The sequence below is a fragment of the Chitinophaga sp. 05T412 genome, assembly GCF_056396465.1.
Window position 1 is genome coordinate 766,083 of the sequence record NZ_JBFTLN010000001.1, and the last position, 24,876, is coordinate 790,958.

Here is a 24,876-nt window from a genome sequence, read left to right on the forward strand (position 1 = left end):
TTCAAAGGGTGTGCCAGTAGAAGGATACTGACAAGATGACAATCAATAAATTATAATTATATAACATGTATTTTCCGGAGATAAATACGCCGATAGGTTTTACCCGTAACAAATTATGGCAGGAGCCCATATCATTCATATAAAAATATGATATAGTTATATTTCTTCACTATTAACAAAAAAATCATATCAGGGAAAGAGATGTTTTCCGTAGATTTAAGTAACCCAAATCTGATCTCCCCATTTTTAAAAACATACTATGGAAAAACCTCTACTCTCGTTACTGTTTATTTGCTTATTCATGGCCCATCAGGTAACCGGACAAACAAACCCGGCCGCGCAAACACTGCCCTACCAGCAGAGTTTTGACGCTTTACCAGCTGCCGGCACCACTTACCCGGATGGATGGCAGGGATGGCTACTCGCCGGCGCACCGTCCGGCAATTTCAACACCGCAGCGCCCTCCGCCGATAAACCACTGATAGCCAATGGCAGCGCATCTTCCACGGGCAACGGCGTGTATAATTATACGGGCAAACTGGGCTTCCTGAACAGCGGCAGCGTTGATAATGCACTGACACTGGCCATCAACACCAGCGGTCAGCAAAACATACAGCTGACTTACGACGCCATGACACTCAGGAATCCATACGACGGAAACGCCAACACGAGAATCAATGAAGTCATTGTGCAATATCGTATAGGCAATACCGGTAGTTTCATCAACCTGAATGAAACTGCTTATCAAAATGATACGACCACACAAACCGGATCAGGCGTTACACTGCCGCAAAACAGTGTGAATAAAACGGTGATACTGCCACCGGGCTGTAATAACCAGGCGCTGATACAACTTCGCTGGGTAAACCGGCAAATCAGTGGTGGCGGCTCCAGACCCGGCTTTGCCATTGACAATATCCTCGTCAACGGAGCTGGCAGAGATACCACCCCACCGGCTATTAGCCTCCTGGAACCGGCCAATGCCGCAGTAGGCGTGTCTCCTGTTACATCTCCCAAAATAACCTTTACAGAAAACATACAACCAGGTGCAGGGTTTATTTTACTGCACAATACCAACACCGGCGCTATTGACAGTATCAGTATCCTTAATGCTGCCGTGATCATTAACAATAATACACTCACCATTAAAAGAATACTACGGCCTAACAGTCGTTACTATATTACAGCTGACAGCGGCCTGGTGAAAGACCTCTCCGGTAACGGATTTGCGGGTATCAACGATACAGCACAATGGAGCTTTACCACCGGCAGCCAGGAACTCAATTACACGTTTAACGACTGTACGCCTAATGGCGGCAGTATGCTCAGCGGCGGATTTACCCAGTATAGTGTAAGCGGAGCACAGGTTTGGGCTTGTACCACCTTTGGGCAAAATAACAGCAACGGCGTACAAATCAACGGCTATAGCGGCGGACCTGTGGAAAACGAAGACTGGCTGATTTCTCCGGCTTTTGATCTGACAGGATTACATTTTCCGCTGCTGCAATTTAGCAGTCGCACTGCCTTTGCAGGCGCACCGCTGAGTCTTCGCGTTTCTACCAACTATACCGGCAGCGGAGATCCACGGCAAGCCACCTGGACCACCATCAATGGTCGTTTTCCGGAGGCAGGCAGTGATGTCTGGCAATTATCTTCCGGTATTAATCTTACTACCTTCCGGCAAGGCAATGTATATGTGGCATTTGTGTATACTTCCGGACCGGCCATACAGGCCGCCCGCTGGACGATCGATAATTTCAGCATCAAAGATACCACCGCCGCACCGGCGCCAACGTTGAACAGTAGCCCGTCTACACTGGATTTTGACTACGTAAAATCCGGGCAAACTTCCACGTCACAAAGTGTTAGTTTCTGGGCCAACGACTTCACCAGCGACCTGCGTATCAGTGCCCCGGCCGGTTTCAGGGTATCACGCGATAACAGCAACTTTAGCAGCCAGGTAACTTTCGCACAGGCCGATATCAATGCAGGGCCACAGGAAGTATATGTGCAATTTGCGCCTACCGCCACCGGACAGGCTTACAGCGGTACCCTTCCATTTAGTGCGACTAATTTTTCAGACCAGCATATCACCTTGTCAGGTACTTCGCTGCGTTCATTGAAAGTTGTTAACTGGAATATAGAATGGTTTGGCAGCCCGGTACAAAACCCCGCCAATGATAGTTTACAGCAGGCCAATGTTACTACCATACTTAAAAAACTGGACGCCGATATTTTCGCCTTGGCAGAAGTAGTGGATACCGCCCGCTTCCGTGCAGTGGTGCAACAAATGCCGGGATACGACTATGTATTGTCGGATTTTGGATCTTATGCAGACAGTACTACTGATGTGGATTATGTAAGTGCGCAGAAGCTGGCGTTTGTGTATAAAACAGCTGTGATCCGCAAAATCAGGACCTATGGCGTATTGCGCAGGGGCGGCAGCAGCACGGCGTATTATAATTGGTCGTCCGGCCGCTTCCCTTACCTGATGGAAGCAACCGCCAAACTGGACAATGATTCCGCGCGGATACAATTTGTGCTGATACATGCAAAAGCCAATACCGGCACCAGTGCAGAGAAAATTACGTCGTGGCATCGCCGTAAAGATGGGGTGAAAGAATTAAAAGATACCCTGGATGCGCAGTATCCGTATAGTAATATTATTATGTTGGGAGATTTTAATGATGATTTATCTAAAACCATTACTACGGAACTTCTCCCCGACACCACTACTTCTTATATTGACTTTATCAACGACAGTATTGATTATAAACCATTAACGCTGCCATTAAGTTTAGCAGGGCGGCGTTCTACGATCAGTTATCCGTCGGTAATCGACAATGTGATGGCGTCCAACGAAGTAGGTGTGGCTTATATACCAGCATCTGCAGCCATTCAAACCCAGGTGGAGAAGCTGGTCGGCAGTTATGGCACTACCACCACGGATCACTATCCGGTGATGAGTCGCTACAGTGTGCCTGTGCTGGCTAACCCGTTGCCAGTATTGGACTTCGCAGCTAAACCAGAGGGAGGAAAGGTGTTATTAAACTGGCGCACCCCTTATGAAATTAACAGCAAATACTTTGTGGTAGAGCGTTCCCGCAATTACCAGACGTATGAAGCGGTGGATACTATTACGGCACAGGGCAGTACCCGGGAGGCATCGGCGTATATGACCTATGATGAGAAGCCGTGGTTAGGATTCTCAGCTTACCGGTTAAAGATAGTGGGGTTGGATAGCAGCATCCGGTACAGTCCGGTAAAGTCAGTGTTTATGTTAGATAAAGATCTGTTATGGAAACTTATATGGTGTATCTTTGGCCGCCAGTTACAGTATTGGGTAGACTGGCCACTGGGAGGCCCTGCTATTGTAGAGTTGATAGATGTGCAGGGGCATGTGCGTTATCAGCGCCGGGCAGAATTCATGAAGGGGAAGAATTATAAGACAATAGATATAGACCAGCTGCCGACTGGTGTTTATTTCCTGCGGGTGCGGTCGCAGTCGGGTAACCAGGTACAGGTTAGCAAGATTCTCGTTAACCACTGATCTTTTTGAAAAAACCATGCAAACGAGACGCCGCCCTGGAACACCGGGGCGGCTTTTATATAATATAACACACTGATTATTAGACCACTACACATCCTCCCCCAAATATTTGGCGAATAACGATGTATTCTGGTGGAAATAAGGAATAGTTCAGTATCTTTGCGGTCCTAATTTTTTTAATTAAACCATTTAAAACAGGGAAACATGAACTACGAATTGATGGTGATCTTTACCCCTGTGCTTTCTGAGGACGACTACAAAGCCGCCCAAAAGAAATTCGCTGATGTCATTAAAGACAACGGCGGAGAAATCACGCACGAAAATCCCTGGGGATTAAGATCACTGGCGTATCCTATCCGGAAGAAAACTACAGGTATGTATGTTGTTCTGGAATACAATGCGCCATCCGACCTCAATGAGAAGCTGAAAATCCAGCTGAATCGCGATGAAAATGTATTGCGCCACATGATTACTGCACTGGATAAGCACGCTGTTGCTTATAACGGTCGCAAAAGACATGGTGTAAATGCTGAATCTAAAACCACTGAAGCTTAAAACTATGGCAGTTAAACCTAAACAAGAAATTAAGTACTTAACAGCCGTAAAAACTGAAAAACGTCAGAAGAAATACTGCCGTTTTAAGAAAATGGGCATCAGGTACGTAGATTACAAAGACGCGGAGTTTTTGAAGAAATTTTTGAACGACCAAGGCAAGATGTTGCCACGTCGTATTACGGGTAACTCCCTGAAATTTCAGCGTAAAGTAGCCCAGGCTATTAAGAAAGCTCGTCAAATGGCTTTATTGCCTTATGTTACTGACCTTTTAAAGTAAGAAGTTATGCAAATTATCTTAATACAAGACGTAGATAACCTGGGTCAGAAGAATGAACTGGTTAACGTAAAAAATGGTTACGCCAGGAACTTTCTGATTCCTCAGAAATTTGCAGTAGAAGCTAGCCCTTCTAACATGAAGCAACTTCAGGAGCGCCTGAAAGTGCAGAAAGTAAAAGAAGAGAAACTGTTAGCTGAAATTGCGAAAGTAGTGGAAGTGTTGAAAGCTTCTCCTATTAAAATTGGCGCTAAAACCGGTACTTCCGGTAAGATCTTCGGTAGCGTAACTGGTGTTCAGATTGCTCGTGCAATTAAAGAACAGAAAGGTTATGAAATCGACCGTCGCCGCATCCACATCCTGGATGACGTGAAAGAACTCGGTACATACAAAGCTCGCCTCGATTTCGGTAAAGGCAACGAAACCGAACTGGAATTCGAAGTAGTAGCAGAGTAATATTCCAACTTGTTGGAAAAAGAAACTTCCCGGACTGGATTCAGTCCGGGATTTTTTTTGTGGCGGAATGAGAATGTTTGTGTTTCGTTAACTAATGACAAAGGGGATATAGCTAGGTTTGATGCTATTATGAAACAAGCCAAACACATATCAACGCCTGCGCCTAAAATCATTGCCATCTTAAAGAAAATGATAGCGGACAAGAGATTAATTCATGATTACATTACGAATGGCCGTGATTTATCCGAATTAAAAGCTAAAGGTATTAAGTTTGTTCAGCCCTTTCAGGCATAATGTAACCAGCATGAAACCAGAGAAACGCCTGCCAACCCCTGAGCCCAAATTTGTCGCTATCTTGAAAAAGATAATGGCAGATAAGAAAATAATCCATGAACATATTCGTAGTGGAAAAAGCTTAAGCGAATTGGAACCCAAAGGATTTAAGTTCGTTAAGTTCCTGTAATATTTCCAGGCCAAAAGGACAGCTGATTGATACTATACTTATCTCCAGCTTTGATCAACTCCCACATTGTCCCGCTAAAAAACTCAAATCTTATTAGTATTTTCATACTCTTATTCCGCCATGAGTATGAAAAATGTAATTTATTGTTTAATTGCTGTTATCACTATTTCCGCCTGTAGTACCAATAAATACAAGGCTGCTGCTCCCCGGCTGACCACCATTGGTATCCGCGGAGATGATACCCCGCAATACACCTTCCACTACGACGAAGCAGGCAACCTTCAGGAACTGGTACATCATGAACAATCGAATGATACCAACGTCAGTACCTTCTTTTACGACAAAGCGCATCGCATTACTGCCATGGTACTCGCTAACCGGGATACCAACCAGGTACAGCAACGCGCACAGGTAACCGCCTGGGATAAAGAGGGGAACGTTACCGAAATAAAATACTTTGATGCCAACGAACAGCCGTTGCGTACCGCCACTATCCGCTGGAACAAAGGACTGCCGGAAGTGATGAAGTATTCAGACTCCACGCAGGCCATCTGCTGGAACTACAGTAAGCGTGACGCTAAGCGGAAAGATATTTGTGTAGACAGCTTTTCAGGGAAAAAAGAAGATACCCTGATTACCTTACGGACCGCTCATTACGAATGGGATGATTCTATTAATCCTATGCGCCCGATTGTGAACCAGTTACTCATTAGTTGTGCGGTGGCTCCAGCCACTCATCTGACACCAGTGGGTAATCTTTCCAATGCCTTTTTGCACCTGAGTAGTAAAAACCCATCGCTGGTACGGATTACGGAAAAGGAAACACCTCTTTATCAGACACATTACCACCCATACGAACGCTCGTCGCTATATCAATACACCTATTACTACAATGCCAACGGATTTCCGCTGGGCGCATGGGTACACCTGCACAGTGAGGGTTTTACCCAACCGGGTACAGATACCCAGTTTATCATGGAATATCACTACGAATAAGCGTAATTGGTGATTTTTCATTATCTTTTAGGAGATGAAAATCACTGACCGACTCAAAGCAATGCCGGTTACGCTGGTGGTGATAGGAATAAACTTCGGGGTATTCTTGTATACCACTATAACGGGCATGGATATATGGGCTGGAGATGGCGCACAATTGCTGCATACCGGCGCCAACTATTGGCCACTGACCATTGGCCGGCAGGAATACTGGCGCTTATTAAGCAGTATGTTCTTACATGCGGGATTATGGCACCTGGTCACCAATATGCTGGGATTGTTCATTGGTGGCTTCTTCCTGGAGCCGGTGTTACGAAGCCTTCGCTACGGAATTGTTTACCTGCTTACAGGTATCATATCAGATTATGTGAGTATCTGGTGCCATAAAAGTGCAGTTGGCGTGGGCGCATCGGGGGCCATTTTTGGCATTTTCGGGGTATTTCTGGCGCTGCTGACCACGTCCCTTTTCCCAAGAGAGATACGACAGGGATTACTGGCTTATATCGGCTTATTTATAGCTTTAAACGTAATAGCTGCTTTTATCTCGCAGGGAGTGGATAACGCAGCACATTTAGCTGGCTTTCTGAGTGGCGTGTTCTTCGGATATCTGCTCTTCTTTACATTAACAAAAACAGATGGAGAAAGACTATCCGTTTAACCATCTTCCCGAAGATCTAAATACTTACATTTGTACACTTAAATAAATGCGACAAAAGATGATGAATAAGTTATGGTTCCTCCTGCTTACTGCCGCCGTACTGATGGTGGGATGCAAGAATAAACAGGCAGGCAATACAACCGCCGCCAACGATTCCACCCCTCCAGCTATCCATAACATTCCGGACGACACTGTTCAGTTAGGCAATAAAACTTTCTTCGTTTACTTTATTGAGAAAGCTGACTTTGATAAATATCCTTTTCCCGCAACAGATTCTGTGGAAACTGACGTACTCGCCAAAGATACTTCGGTAAAAAGGCAAGGTACTAAACTCGCCATTCAGCTTACCAATGGCAAACAGCGAATTATGGCCAACAATAACAGCGAGGGGGAAGATTATATCGGGTACACTTTTGCGGCCAATTATCCTACCATTAAAAGAAAAGGATTTTTTGTTACCTACTATGAAGGCAGCGCCTTTGAACTGGTAAACACCGTGAACGGTGATTCTATGATGACCTGGTCCGCGCCGTATATTTCACCGGATAAAAAATATATTCTCACCGCCTCTATGGATCTCGTTGCGGCCTTTGATCCGAATGGATTTCAATTATTTTCTGTAGATAACAATGAGATAAAACCAGTAGGAGAAGCTAGTCTCACCGACTGGGGCCCGGGCATGGTGCAGTGGATAAATAATAAAACCATCCTGTCTGAATATATCACTATTGATGAAGAAGGTAACACTCAAATTCAGTACGTGAAAATGGTGATGCAATAAGAACTATTTAGTATATTTAAATAGTCATCACCAAGATCTAAATCCACGCTGCACATGAAAAAACTGTTCTCTTCAGGACTATTGCTGGTATGCTTTTTTTCTTATACCGCACTGGCTATGAATACTTTGTTTCAGGCGCCTACCATGAATATAGAAGGTACCGCCAGTTCCATTGTAAATAAGCTGGATAAATCGTTATTATTAACGGCTATACAAAAGCCTAAATTACTGAATATTGTAACCGGATATCTTCGACAAAAGGTAGCCCTGCAGCCCTTACAACAAAGTAATCAGAAAGCTTATACCACCAAAATGAACAGTATACAAAATGGTTTACAATCAAGACTAAAACCATTGTTTACATTGACACAATACACAGAATACCTAGGACTGAAACCGAAGTCGTTTGATGAAACGGATGTGTTGTCACAATTGTATTATTGAGCGGAAAGCAGAAAGCATAAAGCAAAAAGCTATTGAGGCGAATGACTAAAGCGGATTTAATTTTACGCGCTGGTCATTCGCCTCAATAGCTTTTTGCTTTATGCTTTCTCCTTTTTGCTACAAAATAATTTGTCTGTCCCGCGCCACAATGCGCCAGTTTGCTGTTACCGTGTTCTCTTCCGCAACATATGCCTTTTCATATAAGGCCACCGTAGGACAAATATGCAACGGCACCCCATAAAACAAAGTGCCCACCGGATATAGCGACGAGTCTGCCACTTGCAACACCAAATGTTCTTCACTTTGGGATACAGGCGTAGCTGCTGGTGCATTGAGAAAATGGACTCTTGGCTGAGGATTTTCAGCGGCTACTGATTTATGTCCCAGGTCCAGACAAATATGTGTTTCATCAATTACAGAAATTACCCGGCTCATTACCAGCGCGGCCCATTTAAATGGCTGGTCCGGTAAATTCCGGCCATATCCCCAATCCCAGAAAATGAAGGTACCGGGACTGCATTGAATATCCTTTCTTTGGGCATGTATCGGAAAGGTAGGGCTACCGCCGGCCACAATCACCGGAGCAGGAAGCCCACCGGCAGTAATCTGCGCTGCCAATGCTTCAACTGGCGCATAAGCGGCATCGCATTTTTCCTTTCGTATAGTGATGTCCGTATCATGAAGATGACCGTCGTATGCATGCAGTCCTACGGGAGTAATACCAGGTAAAGTATGCAGATACTGATACAGCTCCAATGCGGCCTTTCCGGGTTTAATACCGGTGCGATTCATCCCTACATTCACATCCAGATATACCGGCAAACGACGTCCCTGCGCCGCAAAAGCACCACTGATAGCTAAAGCTGCATCTGCGCTATCTATAATACAAGAGAAAGATGTTTGCGGATATTTCTGCACCAACTCCAGTAAACGCACTACCTTGGGTCCTACTGGCTGATACGCCATTAACACATCGGGCGCCCCGGTCATACCCAGCATTTCCGCTTCCGCGATGGTAGCGCATTTGAAACGTTGTATTCCCGCTTCCAGCATGAGTTGCGTCACTTCCGCTATCTTATTTGTTTTTACGTGTGGGCGTAACCGTTGTATGTCATCGATCATTGTTTTCAGCAATGCAATGTTTTCCAATACCCTGTCTTTATAAACAACAACAGCAGGAGAATCCACCTGCGCCGCGTTTGTTAACTGATACCATTCCATGAAAAAATATTTAGACGCTATTTATATTTACCTGTAAAGCACATTCCGTATATCCATCTCCGTTATACTACCATACTTAACAACAAACACCCGATTAACCCTGTTACGGAAACAATTGTTTCCATCACTGACCATGTTTTGATGGTATCCTTCACTGACAAGTTAAAGTATTCTTTGAACATCCAGAAACCGGCATCATTGATATGAGAGAACATGAGGCTACCCGCACCAGTGGCCAGTACCATCAGGTTGGGATTTACTCCGGAAGCGGCTATCATGGGCGCCACGATACCTGCCGTGGTTAATCCGGCTACAGTAGCAGATCCTATACATACCCGGATAATCGCGGCAATGCCCCAGGCCAGCAGCAACGGATGCAGATGCAGGTTTTGCAACGTTTCCGCAATATAACTGCTTACCTTACTATCGTGCAGCAACTGCGTAAGTGCACCTGAACCTCCTATAATCAGGATGATCACGGCCACATCTCTTACCGCATCATCCATAAAACCCAGTATTTTCTTTGCTGGCATCCCTCTTCTCAATCCCAGCAGCACCATAGCGTTCAATACTGCCAGCAGCATAACGATCAATGGGTCTCCCAACCAGCTGGCCACTTGGTATACCGGTTGCCCCTCGCTGGTATATAATTTAACAACAGCAGTTACCGCCAGTAGAAATACCGGTAGCAAGGCCGTAAAAAGACTCGTAAACAGTCCCGGCAGCTGTTCTTCCGGAACCGGCGCCGCCACAAATAACTTCCCCGATGGCGTTTCATAATGTTTGAGGAAACGGGAAAACACCGGTCCTGCTAAAATAATGGCAGGTACCGCCACGATGATTCCAAACACCAGCGTCATGCCCATATTAGCGTGAAACTGTGCTACCAATGCAGTGGGCGATGGATGTGGTGGTAAATAACCATGTGTAACAGACAAAGAAGCCAGCATGGGGATACCCAGGTATACCGCCGGCAGTTTTGTACGAGCCGCCACCGTAAAAATCAGCGGCACCATCAATACAAACCCAATCGTATAAAACAGTGGAATACCTACTATAAACCCGGTGAGCATCAGCGACCATTGCACGTATCTGGGGCCAAAAAGGTTCATTAACTTGCCGGCAATTTGTTGCGCAGCACCACTTTCCGCTACCAGCTTTCCCAGCATCGCTCCAAATACAATCACCACAATCAGTGATCCCAGCGTTTTCCCAATACCGGTTTGAATAGACTGGGTAATGTCCGTTACACTCATATGCAACGCCAACCCCATCAGCAAAGACACAATAAGAAAGGAGAGGAAAGTATTCAAGCGCAGCCAGGTTACCAGTATTACCAGTAAAATAATAGCTGCAATAACGATCAATAAGGGCATAGCTTACTGTTTTACATGAACATGGAAAACAACAAGATAATAAAATATTATTCGTATCTCAAGGCAATGATAGGATCTAATTTAGACGCCTTATAGGCCGGATAAAGACCGGATACCAGTCCCACCGCAGCACAGATACTTACTCCGATAAAAATCCATAACCAGGGTATGATAAACGAAGAACTCAACAGGGCAGAAACAATGTTGCCTGCCAACATCCCCATAATAACGCCTATAACTCCTCCCATTACACTGATAATAATGGATTCATACAGGAATTGCGTACGCACTACATGACTGGTAGCACCCAATGCTTTGGTAACACCTATTTCACGGGTACGCTCCGCTACAGACACCAACATTATATTCATTAACCCTATGGCTGAACCCAACAGTGTAATAAAGGCAATAACAATGGCTAACAAATTCACTTTACTCAGGCTGGCAAATAACATTTCAGCAATGCTATCACTTTTGCTGAGTGTAAAGTTATCTTCTTCGTTGACTGCCAACCCACGGATGATGCGGAAAAGTCCGGTAGCTTCTCCCTGGGCCGCATCCATCTGCTTAATATCTTTTACACTTACCCCTACCTGATAACTGGCATTAGGACGGTTAAACACCCTACGGGTATTATTCACAGTAGTAATCACCACATTATCCGCACTCATCATTTTACTACTCCCTTTCTTTGCCAATATACCTATTACACGATAGCGGACATCTCCCACGCGGATACTGCTATTCACCACATTTTTCATTGCCTTCCCAAATATCTTCTCCGCCACATCCTTCCCTAAAATGGCAACGTTTCTTCCTGACTCTACATCCAGCTGATTAAAATCCCTTCCCTGCGAAATCTCATAATTGGAAATCTTCAGATAGTTTTCATCTCCCCCAATTACCTGCACATTAGGATTGGTTTTCTTTTCATCCTTATAAATGGTAGCAATACCCGTAGCTTGAAAAGAAACGCTTACAATTGCCGGAAAATGATAGCGATCGCGGAAAGCAACGGCTTCCTGGTAAGTGATGATCTTATTGCTATTGGATTTTTTTACCTTCTTAATATTCTTGTTGCCCTTCGACGCTTTATTGTCATCGTCACCAATATGCACCTGCATACCACGATTACGAATCGAAAAGCTGTTGGCCCCCATGCTGGCGAAACTGCTATAGATACTGCTCTTCATGCTGTCTATCGCAGTCAGAATGCCTACCAGCACGGTAATGCCCAATGCGATGATAGCCACAGTAAGACCAGTGCGCAACTTATTGCCGGTTACAGAACGATATGCCAGTGAAAAAATATCTCTTGATTGCATAATGAAGGGTTACCTATAAAGTTAGTGTAATATACCTATTTAATCTATCCGTTTTGGGATGAACGGCATAAAGCTGAAAGCGTAAAGCAGAAAGCAAAAAGCTATTAAAGCGAATGACCGAAAAGGAGATGAATAATTACCTCCCTTCGGTCATTCGCTTTAATAGCTTTTTGCTTTCTGCTTTACGCTTTCAGCTTTCCTAGATCCAGCACAGTATCAGATTAGGGAATAATCCCAGCACCAGCACCAAAGCAATGGTGAGTATCAGGGCAGCTTTAAAGCCACCAGAGATAGGCTCCACTTCCGGCTCACCGGTTTTGAAATACATCGCAATAATCACGCGGAAATAGTAGTACACGCTGATAGCTGCACAAAGTACTGCGACGATCACCAGCCACAGTAAGTTACCATGCTGGATAGCTGCAGACAGCACAAAATATTTCGCAAAGAAACCTGCCGTTATAGGGATACCCGCCAGTGAAAACATGAATACCGCCACAGCCGCTGCCAGTAAAGGCTGCTTACGTGCCAGACCATTGAATCCTTCGAAGGTATAGTCTTTCAGTTTCATCAATACCGCAAATACGCCGATGGTAGCAATGCTATAAGCAGCAGCATACAGCACAATGCCCTGTCCACCCAGTTTATTCATAGCCACTACTGCAAAGAGCATAAAACCAGCCTGGGCAATACTGGAGTATGCCAGCATACGTTTAACACTCTGTTGAAATACAGCGCTGAAGTTACCCACAATCAGGGTAACGGCGGTGATAATAGATAATATTAAAGTCCAATGCTGGCTGATGCTGCCACCTGCAAAAGCAGTATGGAACATCCGCAGGAAGGCCACAAAAGCACCCGCCTTCACGATGGTAGACATGAAAGAGGTAAACACGGTAGGTGAACCATCGTATACATCCGGTGTCCAGAAATGGAAGGGCGCCGCAGATACTTTAAACGATAACGCAAATACCATGAGAATAATACCGCATAACGCCAGTGGATGAACGCTTTCCGCACCTAATCCTAATCCGGAAATTTCAAATGTACCGGCCGCTCCATAAATCAGGGTAATACCCATCAGCAGGATACCAGTAGAGAAAGATCCCATCAGGAAATATTTCAGCGATGCTTCATTGCTTTTCAGGCTCTTCTTGTCTGCTCCCGCCAGAATGTACTGAGGGATAGACATGATTTCAATAGCCAGGAACAACATCAGCAGGTTGCTGAAAGAAGAAGCTAACGTAATACCCGCCAGAATGAAGAAAACAAGTGCAAAGTAGTCACCTACATGCTCTCCTACCTTTTCAAACTCACTGCCGGATAACAGGAAATATAACAAGGTGGCTCCCAACACTACCGCATTGAATATCACACCAAATTTGGTCACTTCAATCATGCCATACATTACATATCCGCCGAGTTCCACAGACGGATACTGTGCCAGGTTAGCAATAAATGCTATCAGGATGGCCGCGATGGCAAAAAATTTAATATGCTGCTTATTGCGTACAAATAAACCAACAAACATCAGTACAACGCCCGATAAAGCAGTAGAAATTAGTGCATTCATATTTTTGCGTTACAAAACCCCGTTACAAATTTTTCCATCTTTTATTTAGCAACTACTAAATATCAGAATAATTGATTTACCACTTCCGTAGTGCCACTCACCAAATCCAGCATAGGTTTGGGATAAACACCCAGCACAATGATCATGATCACAATCAGACTCAAAGCCAGGGTTTCTCCAGGCTGTAAATCTGTAGTGGTTTCGGTTAATTCATTGCTCTGACCAAATATTACCTTCTGTATCATACCCAGGGTATAAACAGCAGCGAGGATAATACCTAATCCGGCAAATGCCATAAACCAGTGATTATATTGGAACAATCCGCTGAACATCAGGAACTCGCCAATGAAACCATTGGTAAGCGGTAAACCGATGTTAGCCAAACTGATGATAACGAAGAAGATAGCCATGCGCGGAGCTTTCTGCGCCATTCCGCCCAGCTGATCCATGTTCTTAACACCCAAACGGTTTTGTATTACTTCCACAATGATCCACAAACCAATGATATTGATACCGTGGTTAAACATCTGTACCAGCACCCCTTGCAGGCTTTGTTCTGTGTTAGCAAAAATAGCTGCACACATTAAACCGATGTGGGCAATGGAAGAATAAGCAATCAAACGTTTCAGATCATTTTGTACCATGGCAATGCAGGAAGCATAGATGATACCGATGATACATAATACGATGGCTACGTCAGACCACATCGCCGCTCCTTGTGGAATAACCGGTAATAACCAGCGGATCACACCAAATAAACCCATTTTCACCATTACACCGGAAAGGATCATGGTAACAGGGGTAGGAGATTGCTCGTAAGTATCGGGCTGCCAGGTATGGAAAGGGAAAATTGGCATTTTTATGGCAAAAGCCGCAAAAAACAGCCAGAATAACCATTTCTGATCTGCCGGATTCACCTGTAAATGAGTGAAGGAAGTCCAGCTGAAAGAATGATCAGGGGTCAGGGAATACAGGTAGATAATACCTACCAGCATCAACAGGGAACCCAGGAAAGTGTATACAAAGAATTTAAAGGTAACGGCGATACGTTTTTCTCCTCCCCACATGGAGCAAAGGAAATAAACAGGTATCAGCGCCAGTTCCCAGAATATGTAAAACTGTAGGGCGTCAAAAGCGGTGAATACACCTGTTAAGCCGGCCTGCGATAATAACATCAAACCATAAAAAGCACCAGGCTTTTCGAAGTTGCGGTTATAAATGGTGATGAAAACAAGCAGAGAAGCAATCGCTGTCAATAAGCAAAGCATCACGCCCATTCCATCTACTCCTACCCTGAATTGACTTCCCAGCTGCGGAATCCAGTCGGCAACAAAATTCACATTATCCGGAGCGGTGCGAAACGTACACCAGGTTCCTATTGCAATCACCACTGTTGCCAGCGATGAAATCATGCCCAGTACCTTCGGTCCGGACCCCTTCAGACCAAATGCGATAAGGCCCGCTATGAAAGGAATCAATATTAATAAAACTGTCAACATAATTTATCTGCGCTTGTAACTTCTGCTATTGGTTTATAATAAGAATCCGATCACAAATAATACGATCATACCAATCACCATGGCAAAGATGTAAAATCCTACCTGACCACTTTGTAACAGCCGGATACGTTGTCCGCCCAGTTGTACACCACGGCCTACACCATTTACCAACCGGTCGATACCCGCTTTTTCAACAGTATCACGGAAGAAACGGCCTAATTCGTAGAGTGGCTTAACGATGATAGTATCATACAATTCGTCTATGTACCATTTGTTTTCGAGCACTTTTGCCAAACCGGTACTTTCTGTACCCGCATCTTCATAGTTCGCAAATTTCTGACGTGCAAACAGGATGAATACAATTACCAGCGCACTACTCACACCCATCAGCAGCCATTCAGTACCATGTGACAGGTGATGCGGCACTACAAAAGGAGCAGAAGGCGCAAAAACCGGTGCCAGGTATTCTGCCAGCAGGTTCTTCGTTCCAAATACTTCCGGTAAACCAACATAACCACCAAAAATGGAGAGCACTGCCAGTATCACCAATGGAATAGTAATAGCAGCAGGGCTTTCATGCAGGTGATGTTCCTGATCGTGTGTACCACGGAACTTACCAGAGAAAGTAATGTAGTATAAACGGAACATGTAGAAGGCGGTCATCAGCGCACCAATCAGGCCCAATACATATAATACCGGGTTATTGGCATATGCCTGTGCCAGGATCTCATCTTTCGAGAAGAAACCGGAGAAACCAGGGATACCTGCAATAGCCAGACAGCCCACGAGGAATGTCCAGGCCGTAGTAGGCATGAATTTTTTCAGTCCGCCCATTTTTCGGATATCCTGCTCACCGCCCATGGCGTGAATCACAGAGCCGGAACCCAGGAATAACAGCGCTTTGAAGAAGGCGTGTGTCATTACGTGAAACACTGCCGCTCCGTAAGCACCTACGCCGAGGGCCAGGAACATATAACCTAACTGGCTCACTGTAGAATAAGCCAGTACTTTTTTGATATCGTTTTGTTTTAACGCAATAGATGCCGCAAACAAAGCAGTAGCCAGACCAATGATGGCAATCACCGTTTGGATATGTGGCGCCAGGGTATATATGACGTTGCTACGCGCAATCATATAAATACCGGCGGTCACCATGGTAGCCGCGTGGATCAGGGCAGATACAGGAGTAGGACCCGCCATCGCATCCGGTAACCAGGTATATAAAGGAATCTGGGCAGATTTACCCATTGCACCTACAAACAGCAACATGGCAATAGCGGTGATAATACCGTTATTCATGCCCAGTGGCGCTGCTTTGGCAAATACATCCGGGAAAGTAACTGTTCCAAATTGCATGATCATAAAGAAGATGGCGATCAGGAAACCCAAGTCACCAATACGGTTCATGATAAATGCTTTCTTGGCGGCGTTGTTGTAGCTGGTATTTTTAAACCAGAAGCCAATCAGGAGGTAAGAGCAAAGTCCTACACCTTCCCATCCAATGAACATCATCACATAGTTGGCGCCCAACACCAGGATCAGCATGGAGAAAACGAAGAGGTTCAGGTAAGCAAAATACCTGGCAAAACTTTCGTTACTTTCCTCATGCATGTAAGAAGTGGAGTAGATATGAATCAGGGTACCTACGCCGGTGATTACCAACAGGAACAAGGCACTCAACTGATCTACCTGGAAAGCAAAAGGAATATGCAGGGAACCTACATTAATGAAATCAAACAGGGTAACTACCTGTGCGGAAAATCCCGGAGTTTTCACTTCCAGGAATATTAATAAGCTAATCACAAAGGACGCCAGTACGGTGCCACTGCCAACAAATCCTACCAGGGACTTGGATAAAAATCTGCGTCCCAATCCATTCACCAGGAAACCCAATAATGGTAAAAATGGTACCAGCCAAACTAGATTAATCATTTATCAATTCTATTTACGACGTCGAAAAAGTTAATAATTAAGAAAGCAGAATTATTAATTTTTCAGCCTGTTAAGAATGTTAATATCTACTGAGTGTGTATTTCTGTAGACCATCGTAATGATAGCCAATCCTACCGCTACTTCTGCAGCCGCTACCACCATAATAAAGAATACAAACAGCTGCGCCGATCCGGCATCTACCCTGCCTGCATCTGCCCACATTTTGGAGAATGACACCATCAACAGGTTTACCGCATTCAGCATCAGCTCTATGCACATAAAAATAATGATCGCATTTCTGCGCATCAGTACACCCATCACACCTATGCAAAACAAGGCGATACTCAGGAATATGTAATATTGAACAGGCATAAAATAAATTACGAATTACGAATTACGAATCAAGGAAAATCCCGTCAACCGTATATTGCTAGTCTTTTTTACCAATTACTACGGCTCCTACCATTGCACTGAGGAACAGGATACTGCTCACTTCAAATGGTACTACGTATTGTTTGAACAGGAGCTGACCGAGGTTTTGAATCAAACCAATTTCAGTAGCCTCCGGGCTCAGCGCAGGCATGCTGGCATCCCGCAGGGCGGCTACCAATACTACCATTAAAGCACCACCGCTGATAGCACCTGCATATTTCAGCCAGTTGCGTTTCTGCGGCTCCAGTTCAGCATTCAGGTTCATCAGCATCATCACGTACAGGAACAATACCATGATGGCGCCTGCATATACAATGATATGCACTACTGCCAGAAACTGGGCATTCAGCATGATATAATGCCCGGCAATGGTAAAGAATGTTACGATCAGGCACAATACGCTCGTCACAGGATTCTTACTCAATACCACGCCCAACGCTGACACCAGCGCGATGACCGACAGCACCATGAAAATTATTTGTTGTATACTCATTCCCATCTCTGCTATGTTTGACTATTGTATTTTTAGCTAAATGTGCGCTGTGAATAATATTATTTGTTCTCTTTCGGATGAGGAATCAACAGGTCATCTTTTCCATAGATAAACCCTTTACGCTGATAGTTTGCCGGAGCAAAGGTTTCAGACATATATACCGCATCTTTAGGACAGGCTTCTTCACAAAAACCACAGAAAATACAACGCAGCATATTGATTTCATATTTCGCCGCATACTTTTCTTCTCTATACAGATTTTCTTCTCCTGGTTTTCTTTCTGCTGCCTCCATGGTAATGGCTTCAGCAGGACAGGCTACCGCACACAATCCGCAGGCAGTGCATCTTTCACGTCCTTCTTCATCCCGGTTTAATACATGTAAACCACGGAACACCGGGCTAAACTCACGCTTCTTCTCAGGGAAGCTCACTGTTGCCTTGCGTTGAAAAAGGTGCTTGAATGTAATACTCATGCCTTTTGCAATAGCCGGGATGTACAACTTCTCTGCGAAGGTCATCGGCCGGCGATCTACTGCTTTTGCCCTGTTTGTTAATGCTTGCATAAATGCTTTATTTAATCCACACCAAGGTGTGTATTTAATTAGATGATATTAATGTTGACGCGCCAGTATTACAGCTCCTGTGATCAGCATATTCGCCAATGCCAGTGGAATCATGATTTTCCAACCCAAACGCATCAGCTGATCATAACGGAATCTCGGAACAGTCCAGCGCACCCACATAAAGAAAAATATGAAACAAAGCGTTTTAATAAACAACGCCAGGAATCCAAGAATCGTGAGCAGGTTGCCATCCAGGCCCAGGCTATCCATATACGGGAAGGCATAACCACCAAAGTACATAGTAGCAATCAGCGCAGAACTGATAAACATGTTGATATATTCCGCAAACAGGAAGAAACCGAGTTTCATGGAAGAATATTCCAGGTGATAACCACCATTCAATTCGTTCTCTGCCTCCGGTAAGTCAAACGGTGCACGGTTAGTTTCTGCAAAAGCACATATCAGGAAGATGAAGAAGCCCAGTGGCTGATACACCACATTCCATAAGCTATGGCGCTGTTGCTCTACGATGTCTTTTAAGCTCAGGGTGCCGGTCAGCATCAGCAAAGCTATCAAAGCCAGTCCCATCGGCAACTCATAAGAGATAATCTGCGAAGCAGCACGGATAGATGCCAGCAGGGAAAACTTATTATTAGATGCCCAGCCACCAATCATAATACCATACACGCCCATGCTCACGGTACCGAAAATGAAGAGGATACCAATGTTTACATCGGCCACCTGCAGGGAAATGGTACGACCGGCAATTACCAGGCTATCTCCCCAGGGGATTACAGCGCTGGTCATACAGGCCACCATCATGGCGATAGACGGACCAAGGATAAAGAGGAACCGATTGGAGTTGGTAGGAATAATCTCTTCTTTGAAGAAGAGTTTACCACCATCTGCCAGCGGTTGCAGTAGTCCCATGAAACCCGCACGGTTAGGACCTATACGATCCTGTATCCATGCTGCTACTTTTCTTTCGCCCCAGGTAGAATACATAGCCACTACCAGTGAAAGCACCAGTACCACTGATATCAGGAGTACTTTTTCAATTATAAAAAACCAATCTATGCTTAATAAGGTCATACTTACACGTAATTACGATTGTTACTTCTTAAAATCATCAGAGTGAGCCGGGCCGGCGATCTTGGAAAGATCAATTTCCGGTCTGTTTACCTGGCTTTCAGAGTGAATATTAAACACCAGTTTAGGTTGTCTTCCATCCAATACTTCCACCAGCGCATCTTTAGGTTTCACGGTATTCACATAGTGACCCTGAGAAATAACGCTGTTACGTTCTATTTTGCGTGGACCTTCAATGATCCAGTCTTTCGCTTCTTTTTTATCAAAACGGCAGGTATCGCAAATAAATGCTTCTACTTCGCCGTATTTGTCTTTGCGGGCTGTTACACGGAATACTTCATCACCGCGCATCCACAATACTGTTTTACCGCAGCATTTAGGGTTTTCGCAGTTACGGTGTGCATCTACCGGTTTCAGGAACCATACACGGTTTTTGAAACGGAAGGTCTGATCTGTTAATGCACCTACCGGGCATACATCAATCACGTTACCGATAAAGTCGTTATCCAGGGATTGGGAGATGTAAGTACTGATTTCGGAAGCATCTCCACGGCCCAATATCCCGTGTTCACGTTTTTCAGTGAGTTGATCAGCAGTGTACACACAACGGTAGCAAAGGATGCAACGGGTCATGTGCAATTTGATATGATCGCCGAGGTCTACTTTATCAAAAGTTCTGCGTTTGAATTCGTAGCGGGTAGCGTCTGCGCCATGTTCATAGCTCAGATCCTGCAGGTGGCATTCTCCGGCCTGATCACATACCGGACAATCCAGTGGGTGATTCAGCAACAGGAATTCCACTACACCTTTACGTGCGTCCAATACTTCCGGAGAAGTGATGTTGGCTACTTCCATACCATCCATTACAGTAGTACGGCAGCTGGCCACCAGTTTAGGCATAGGGCGCGGATCGGCATCTGAACCTTTGGATACTTTCACCAGGCAGGTACGGCATTTACCACCGCTACCCTGTAGTTTGGAGTAGTAACACATGGCTGGCGGCACTATTTCTCCTCCTATCTGTCTGGCCGCGTTCAGTATGGTTGTACCGGGTTCCACCTCTACAGAGATGTTATCGATTTTAACCTTAAATAATTTTTTTTCCTCCGCCATCTTATTATAGTTTTTGCCTGCAAGCTGCCGGGCAGCCACGAAGCAAAGTTTATGATTTTGTAACTTATTTACTATTCATTGGTTTGCCGACCCGTTACTATACAGCAGCTGGTGCTGGTAATGGATCTGCATAATGCGCCAACCCGAAATTACGGGTCTGTGATTCCTGTGGATTAGCCACATGCCATTCGAATTCATCGCGGAAGTGACGGATCGCTGCTGCTACCGGCCATGCTGCTGCATCACCAAGTGGGCAGATTGTATTTCCTTCAATTTTGCGTTGAATATCCCACAACAAATCGATATCACTCATCTTGCCTTTACCGTATTCGATATTGTGCAACACTTTCTTCATCCAGCCGGTACCTTCACGGCAAGGGCTACACTGGCCACAGCTTTCGTGATGATAGAAGCGGGCAAAAGTGAGGGTGTTACGTACAATACACTGGTCTTCATCCATCACAATAAAACCACCTGATCCCAACATGGAACCGGTAGCAAATCCGCCATCTGCCAGGCTTTCGTAAGTCATCATACGCGTCTCCCCTTTCGCTGTTTTCAGCAACAGGTTAGCCGGTAACACCGGAACAGAAGATCCACCGGGGATACAGGCTTTCAGACGTTTATTATTTTTGATACCACCGCAGTATTCATCAGAATAGATAAATTCTTCTACAGAGATATTCATTTCAATTTCATATACACCGGGCTTGTTGATATTACCGCAGGCAGAAATCAGTTTGGTACCGGTAGATTTGCCGGTGCCGTATTTAATATATTCATCACCGCCGATGTTGATGATAGGTACTACGGCTGCGAGTGTTTCTACGTTGTTTACTACAGTAGGAGATTGCCACAATCCTTTCACCGCCGGGAATGGAGGCTTAATACGTGGATTACCGCGCTTACCTTCCAGCGACTCAATCAGGGCCGTTTCCTCACCACAGATATAAGCACCTGCACCGCGTTGTACATATATTTCCAGGTCAAAGCCGGTACCCAGGATGTTTTTACCCAGCCAGCCTTTGTTTTTAGCTTCTGCAATGGCCTGTTCCAGGATATCCGGAATCCAGGCGTATTCACCGCGGATATAGATATAGCAACTGTTAGCACCGAGGGTAAAGCTGGAGATCAGGAGTCCTTCGATGAGGAGGTGAGGGATAAACTCCATCAGGTAGCGGTCTTTAAAAGTACCGGGCTCTGATTCATCCGCGTTACAAACGAGGTAACGGGGAACACCTTCTGGTTTGGCGATGAAACTCCACTTCATGCCGGTAGGAAACCCTGCACCACCACGACCTCTCAGGCCGCTCTTTTTCACTTCTTCCAGTACGCCTTCCGGTCCCATCGTTTTCAGCGCTTTTTCAGCTGCCGCATAACCGCCATTGGCCCGGTAGGTGTCATAATACCGGATGCCTTCAATATGTGCTTTATCTAACAGTAATTTGCGTCCCATTGTCTTCCTTATGGTGTAATGGTTCCGGTATTCCCGGCCCCATCAACAGATTTTTGTGTATATCTTTTATGCCTTACGTATGCCGTGTTGCGAAATGCGGTCTGCCAGTCTGTAAAACAGCAGGCCGGCGCTGACACCACAAATAAAGGAAACAAACCAGTTGTCGATCCGCCATAATGCTGTGAGTAACCCCATCAGCAATAGTGCTTCAACGAATTGCAGTTTGTGGCGCTGATACATTTCCTTTAAACGCATGAATGTGTTGTTTTTCGGATGCATCAGTTTGCGTTTGCTTTAGCCCTGCATTCTGCAATGATTTCATCAACCTTGGCTGGTGTGAGGTGTTCGCGGTAATGTTTACCCAATTGCATCATGGGCGCATATCCACAGGCACCAAGGCACTCTACCGTTTTCAGGGTAAATAACCCGTCTGCCGTAGTTTCGCCTACACCGATTCCCAGTTTTGTTTTAATATAATCAATGATCTGATCAGAGCCGCTTACCATGCATGGACCTGTTTGGCATACCTCAAAAAGGTAAGTACCTACTGGTTTCAGGTTGTACATGCTATAGAAAGTTGCTACCTCGTATACTTCAATTGGTTCAAGTTGCAGTAACGTTGCCACGTAGTCCATTGTTTCTGCACTTAACCATCCACCAAATGCTTCCTGAGCCAGGTGCAGCACTGGTAGCAATGCACTTTTCTGCTTCCCTTGCGGGTAGCGTGCAATGATTTCTTTTACTTTATTCAGTTTCTCTTCCGAAAATTGAACCACAGCCATTTTTTTAATCAGCTTTAATCTTCAAAATATTCTTTAGCAGATTCGTGTTGTCACCGCAATTGGCTACTACGCATCCAGCTCACCTGCAATCAGGTTCAGGCTACTCATACAAACGATCGCATCACTCAACATGCCACCCTGTACCAGTTCAGCATATGCCTGGTAGTAAATGAAGCAGGGACGGCGGAAATGCAGTCTGTAAGGACTACGGCCACCATCGCTGATCAGGTAAAATCCAAGTTCACCATTCGCACCTTCTACAGCGTTGTACACTTCACCTGGTAATATATCTGTTTCACCCATCACTATTTTAAAGTGATAGATGAGTGCTTCCATTTTCGTATATACATCCTCTTTAGCAGGCAGGTAGTAAGCAGGAACATCTGCGTGATAAACATTGTCAGGCAATGTTTTCAGCTTATCCATCGCCTGACGGATAATGCTGAGACTTTCCCACATTTCTGCGTTACGTACCAGGAAGCGGTCGTAGCTATCGCCGGTAGTACCTACCGGAACGGAGAAGTCAAAATCCTGGTAAGAGCAGTAAGGATTAGCTACGCGTACATCGTAATCCACGCCTGCTGCACGCAGGTTAGGACCGGTGAAGCCGTAGCTGAGGGCTCTTTCTGCGCTGATACCGCCTACACCCTGGGTACGCTCCATAAAAATACGGTTGCGGGTAAGCAGGGTTTCAAATTCTTTCAATACGGCAGGATATTCAGCGAGGAAGCGTTCTATTTTGGCAAATGCGGCAGGCGTGAAATTTCTTTCAAAACCACCGATACGACCGATGTTGGTCGTAAGACGGGAGCCGCATATTTCTTCATAAATTTCGTATATCAGTTCCCGGTAGGTCATCACGTATACGAAACCGGTTAATGCGCCGGTATCTACTCCCATTACGGAGCTACAGATCAGGTGATCTGCAATACGTGCCAGCTCCATGATGATAACACGCAGATAATCTACTCTTTTAGGTGTTTCAATACCCAGGAGTTTTTCTACGGTCAGCAACCAGCCCATATTATTAATAGGGGCAGAGCAATAGTTCAGACGATCGGTAAGTGGTGTAATCTGGTAGTAAGGACGACGTTCTGCGATTTTTTCGAAAGCACGGTGGATATACCCTACGGTAGAAACAGCGCTTACAATACGTTCGCCATCGATTTCCAGAATGTTCTGAAATACGCCGTGTGTAGCCGGGTGAGTAGGACCCAGGTTAAGCGTGGTCGTATCTTTTTCGATTGAGCCTTCCGGCAATTTTATATGTTGTTTCTGATCTAACATAACCTGGTTGTATTAAATAGTTCCTCCCCTTCCAAACATCTCATCATCTTTATCAATACGCATGGAGTCTTCCAGCGGAAATTCCTTTCTCATAGGGAAATAGGTCATTTCATCCACATTCAGTACGCGTATCAGGTTAGGATGCCCAACAAAGTTGATTCCGAAGAAATCATATGTTTCGCGCTCCATCCAGTTGGCAGATTCGTACAGTTTAGTTGCGGTGAAAACATCTGGCTGGGCTACTGGTGCAAATACTTTCAGACGAAGCCTGATGTTGTCCTGCAGGTTATGAAGATGATATACGACTGCCAGTTCTTCATTTTTTTTATCGGGATAATGCACTGCAGTGATATCCGTTAAAAAACGAAAACGCAACTCCTCATCATCAAACAGGAATTGCATTACTTTCAGGTTATAATCTTTCTGTGCGGTGAGGGTAAGCAGCCCAAACGGCTCTTCAAAGCCGGTAAGCACATCTCCAAACTTTTCCGTCAGGCGTTGCTGTATGCGTTCGTTTGTTAAAGACATTAACAATTTGAAATTTACGATTTACAATTA

The 24,876-nt window shown here is 45.0% G+C and carries 26 protein-coding genes; 10 read left to right on the plus strand and 16 right to left on the minus strand.

The features are described from left to right. Positions 1–259 precede the first annotated feature (259 nt). The 10 genes from AC1DFM_RS02895 (at position 260) to AC1DFM_RS02940 (ending at position 8,177) form a co-directional block, all read left to right on the plus strand. Positions 260–3,550, plus strand: a complete 3,291-nt coding sequence (locus AC1DFM_RS02895; protein WP_477075226.1) for an Ig-like domain-containing protein — start codon at positions 260–262, stop codon at positions 3,548–3,550. A 204-nt stretch (positions 3,551–3,754) separates the two neighbouring features. Next, positions 3,755–4,105: a 30S ribosomal protein S6 gene (gene rpsF, locus AC1DFM_RS02900; protein ID WP_249207562.1), complete on the plus strand. Its 351-nt coding sequence runs from the start codon at positions 3,755–3,757 to the stop codon at positions 4,103–4,105. A gap of 4 nt (positions 4,106–4,109) precedes the next feature. Beyond that, positions 4,110–4,382, plus strand: a complete 273-nt coding sequence (rpsR, locus tag AC1DFM_RS02905) for a 30S ribosomal protein S18 (protein ID WP_106527276.1) — start codon at positions 4,110–4,112, stop codon at positions 4,380–4,382. Between the two features lie 6 nt (positions 4,383–4,388). Then, positions 4,389–4,835 (plus strand): 50S ribosomal protein L9, encoded by a 447-nt coding sequence (gene rplI, locus AC1DFM_RS02910; protein WP_291922726.1) that lies wholly within the window; start codon positions 4,389–4,391, stop codon positions 4,833–4,835. Between the two features lie 12 nt (positions 4,836–4,847). Beyond that, the gene (locus AC1DFM_RS02915; RefSeq protein WP_477075227.1) at positions 4,848–5,129 is read left to right on the plus strand and encodes a hypothetical protein; all 282 of its coding nucleotides are present in this window, start codon (positions 4,848–4,850) and stop codon (positions 5,127–5,129) included. Between the two features lie 10 nt (positions 5,130–5,139). After that, on the plus strand, positions 5,140–5,298 hold the full coding sequence (locus AC1DFM_RS02920; protein WP_477075228.1) for a hypothetical protein: 159 nt from the start codon (positions 5,140–5,142) through the stop codon (positions 5,296–5,298). Between the two features lie 126 nt (positions 5,299–5,424). Continuing rightward, positions 5,425–6,294, plus strand: coding sequence for a hypothetical protein (locus AC1DFM_RS02925; protein ID WP_477075229.1), 870 nt, complete (start codon positions 5,425–5,427; stop codon positions 6,292–6,294). A 34-nt stretch (positions 6,295–6,328) separates the two neighbouring features. Next, on the plus strand, positions 6,329–6,952 hold the full coding sequence (locus tag AC1DFM_RS02930; protein ID WP_477075230.1) for a rhomboid family intramembrane serine protease: 624 nt from the start codon (positions 6,329–6,331) through the stop codon (positions 6,950–6,952). Positions 6,953–7,010: 58 nt separating this feature from the next. Next, the gene (locus AC1DFM_RS02935) at positions 7,011–7,733 is read left to right on the plus strand and encodes a hypothetical protein (protein ID WP_477075231.1); all 723 of its coding nucleotides are present in this window, start codon (positions 7,011–7,013) and stop codon (positions 7,731–7,733) included. A gap of 54 nt (positions 7,734–7,787) precedes the next feature. Then, positions 7,788–8,177, plus strand: coding sequence for a hypothetical protein (locus tag AC1DFM_RS02940; RefSeq protein ID WP_477075232.1), 390 nt, complete (start codon positions 7,788–7,790; stop codon positions 8,175–8,177). A 117-nt stretch (positions 8,178–8,294) separates the two neighbouring features. On the opposite strand, the gene AC1DFM_RS02945 is transcribed toward AC1DFM_RS02940, so the two are convergent. The 16 genes from AC1DFM_RS02945 to AC1DFM_RS03020 form a co-directional block, all read right to left on the minus strand. Then, on the minus strand, positions 8,295–9,398 hold the full coding sequence (locus tag AC1DFM_RS02945) for a D-TA family PLP-dependent enzyme (protein WP_477075233.1): 1,104 nt from the start codon (positions 9,396–9,398) through the stop codon (positions 8,295–8,297). 62 nt (positions 9,399–9,460) lie between these two features. Beyond that, positions 9,461–10,774, minus strand: a complete 1,314-nt coding sequence (locus AC1DFM_RS02950) for a gluconate:H+ symporter (protein ID WP_477075234.1) — start codon at positions 10,772–10,774, stop codon at positions 9,461–9,463. A 47-nt stretch (positions 10,775–10,821) separates the two neighbouring features. Next, positions 10,822–12,099: an ABC transporter permease gene (locus AC1DFM_RS02955; protein ID WP_477075235.1), complete on the minus strand. Its 1,278-nt coding sequence runs from the start codon at positions 12,097–12,099 to the stop codon at positions 10,822–10,824. Positions 12,100–12,298: 199 nt separating this feature from the next. After that, positions 12,299–13,672: an NADH-quinone oxidoreductase subunit N gene (locus AC1DFM_RS02960; protein WP_477075236.1), complete on the minus strand. Its 1,374-nt coding sequence runs from the start codon at positions 13,670–13,672 to the stop codon at positions 12,299–12,301. 62 nt (positions 13,673–13,734) lie between these two features. Further along, positions 13,735–15,171, minus strand: coding sequence for a complex I subunit 4 family protein (locus AC1DFM_RS02965; RefSeq protein ID WP_477075237.1), 1,437 nt, complete (start codon positions 15,169–15,171; stop codon positions 13,735–13,737). Positions 15,172–15,204: 33 nt separating this feature from the next. Continuing rightward, positions 15,205–17,103, minus strand: coding sequence for an NADH-quinone oxidoreductase subunit L (gene nuoL, locus AC1DFM_RS02970; protein WP_477075238.1), 1,899 nt, complete (start codon positions 17,101–17,103; stop codon positions 15,205–15,207). A gap of 54 nt (positions 17,104–17,157) precedes the next feature. Next, complete coding sequence (gene nuoK, locus AC1DFM_RS02975; protein ID WP_079469422.1) at positions 17,158–17,475, minus strand: NADH-quinone oxidoreductase subunit NuoK; 318 nt, start codon at positions 17,473–17,475, stop codon at positions 17,158–17,160. A 58-nt stretch (positions 17,476–17,533) separates the two neighbouring features. Beyond that, a complete protein-coding gene (locus AC1DFM_RS02980; RefSeq protein WP_477075239.1) occupies positions 17,534–18,034 on the minus strand; it encodes an NADH-quinone oxidoreductase subunit J family protein in 501 nt (166 codons plus the stop codon). Between the two features lie 53 nt (positions 18,035–18,087). Next, entirely contained in the window at positions 18,088–18,591 is a 504-nt protein-coding gene (gene nuoI / locus AC1DFM_RS02985) for an NADH-quinone oxidoreductase subunit NuoI (protein ID WP_477075240.1), read from the minus strand. A gap of 48 nt (positions 18,592–18,639) precedes the next feature. Further along, a complete protein-coding gene (gene nuoH / locus AC1DFM_RS02990; protein ID WP_477075241.1) occupies positions 18,640–19,683 on the minus strand; it encodes an NADH-quinone oxidoreductase subunit NuoH in 1,044 nt (347 codons plus the stop codon). 21 nt (positions 19,684–19,704) lie between these two features. Next, positions 19,705–20,793, minus strand: a complete 1,089-nt coding sequence (locus AC1DFM_RS02995) for an NADH-quinone oxidoreductase subunit G (protein ID WP_477075242.1) — start codon at positions 20,791–20,793, stop codon at positions 19,705–19,707. 97 nt (positions 20,794–20,890) lie between these two features. Next, a complete protein-coding gene (gene nuoF / locus AC1DFM_RS03000) occupies positions 20,891–22,249 on the minus strand; it encodes an NADH-quinone oxidoreductase subunit NuoF (protein WP_477075243.1) in 1,359 nt (452 codons plus the stop codon). A gap of 66 nt (positions 22,250–22,315) precedes the next feature. Beyond that, complete coding sequence (locus AC1DFM_RS03005; protein WP_291922702.1) at positions 22,316–22,504, minus strand: hypothetical protein; 189 nt, start codon at positions 22,502–22,504, stop codon at positions 22,316–22,318. 23 nt (positions 22,505–22,527) lie between these two features. Next, entirely contained in the window at positions 22,528–23,031 is a 504-nt protein-coding gene (locus AC1DFM_RS03010) for an NADH-quinone oxidoreductase subunit NuoE family protein (protein WP_477075244.1), read from the minus strand. Positions 23,032–23,097: 66 nt separating this feature from the next. Next, the gene (locus AC1DFM_RS03015) at positions 23,098–24,318 is read right to left on the minus strand and encodes an NADH-quinone oxidoreductase subunit D (protein ID WP_477075245.1); all 1,221 of its coding nucleotides are present in this window, start codon (positions 24,316–24,318) and stop codon (positions 23,098–23,100) included. 12 nt (positions 24,319–24,330) lie between these two features. Continuing rightward, entirely contained in the window at positions 24,331–24,846 is a 516-nt protein-coding gene (locus AC1DFM_RS03020; protein ID WP_477075246.1) for an NADH-quinone oxidoreductase subunit C, read from the minus strand. Between the last annotated feature and the right edge of the window lie 30 nt (positions 24,847–24,876).